The organism is Flavobacterium sp. FPG59 (assembly GCF_002150205.1).
GTDB lineage: Bacteria > Bacteroidota > Bacteroidia > Flavobacteriales > Flavobacteriaceae > Flavobacterium.
Genome location: NZ_MTCA01000386.1, coordinates 1 through 1,197, shown reverse-complemented (window position 1 = coordinate 1,197; position 1,197 = coordinate 1). Strand labels below are relative to the sequence as shown.

General features: G+C 32.2%; 1 protein-coding gene. It reads right to left on the bottom strand.

What is annotated here, in order from left to right; all coding sequences use genetic code 11:
* Positions 1-22 precede the first annotated feature (22 nt).
* Positions 23-1,072, bottom strand: coding sequence for a porin (locus tag FPG59_RS16185; protein ID WP_086455545.1), 1,050 nt, complete (start codon positions 1,070-1,072; stop codon positions 23-25).
* Between the last annotated feature and the right edge of the window lie 125 nt (positions 1,073-1,197).

The following is a 1,197-nucleotide window of genomic DNA, read 5'->3' as shown; positions in this document are numbered from 1 at the left end:
AAAAAAAAAAAAAAAAAAAAAATTAAAAGGAATACGTAGTAGCAAGTAATGCAAATGCTGTAATACCTTTTGGCGCTGCATCACTATTTGTAAAAATATCTTCGGAAGCTTTATCAAAACGAATTTCTGGAATTACCGTTAAATTACCCGATTTAAAATTTAACGACAATGTATTTCCTAAAACACTAGTACCAGCAAGAGAACCTAGACCAGGCGTTGCATCTTTGGCACCAAGATATTCAACTCTGTAAGCTAAAGTCAAATTTTCTTTGAGAACAATTGAGGCATAACCCAAAAGAGAAAACCATTTTCCATCTAGATTAGAATCGATATCATGATTTGTAAGCGCATAAGTACCATTAAAACCTAAAGAAAAAGTGTCACTTAATTTTTTAGTACCTACAATATCAAACTGCGTTTTGTTTTCATCAGTAGACGGATTGCTACTTCCTGATGTAGCATTCAAATACAAACTTCCTGTATCTCCTAAATACGAGAGTTGACCAATGAAAGTTTTTTGAGAAGAACCTGCCTCCAAAGCAGTCTTAAAATCTGTTGGATTTGCGATTCCTGCCATGAAACTTAATTTTCCTGTTGTATATTGCGCTTTTATTCCAGTATTAAAAAAAGGACCAAAGGTAAAAGCATACGACATACTGTAATTTTTATTATCTACAGCATCTAACAGCTCATATCCTATGTGAGTACCAAAACTACCCGCTGTTACTTTAAACTTATCTGAAAACTCATAAGTAAAATTTAACTGTTTGATCATAAATGAAGCAGCTTCATCATTATACGAAAATTGTGCTGCTCTATTACCAAAACCTAAATCTACAAAAACAGAAGATTTTCCCATCTTATGACTCGCTTCGATAGAAGCCATTCCAAGTTCAAAGGAGTTATGAGAATTTATAAAACTAGTAAGACTATTATCAACACCAGAGAAATCATACTTAAAATAAGCGTCGGCTGATCCAGCAAACGTAGTAGCAGGAACGGTAGTTGTCTCTTGAGCTAAAACAGTACTCATTGAAACTAATAGAGCAATTGTTGCAAATTGTTTTTTCATGTTGGGTTGTTTTTTGTTAGTATTTTATAAAAATTAGATTAAAAAAAAGGTAATTCACACCTCATATTAAAGCTTTATATGTCAAAGGATATATTTTATAAAATACCTGCATAATCCACTTTATG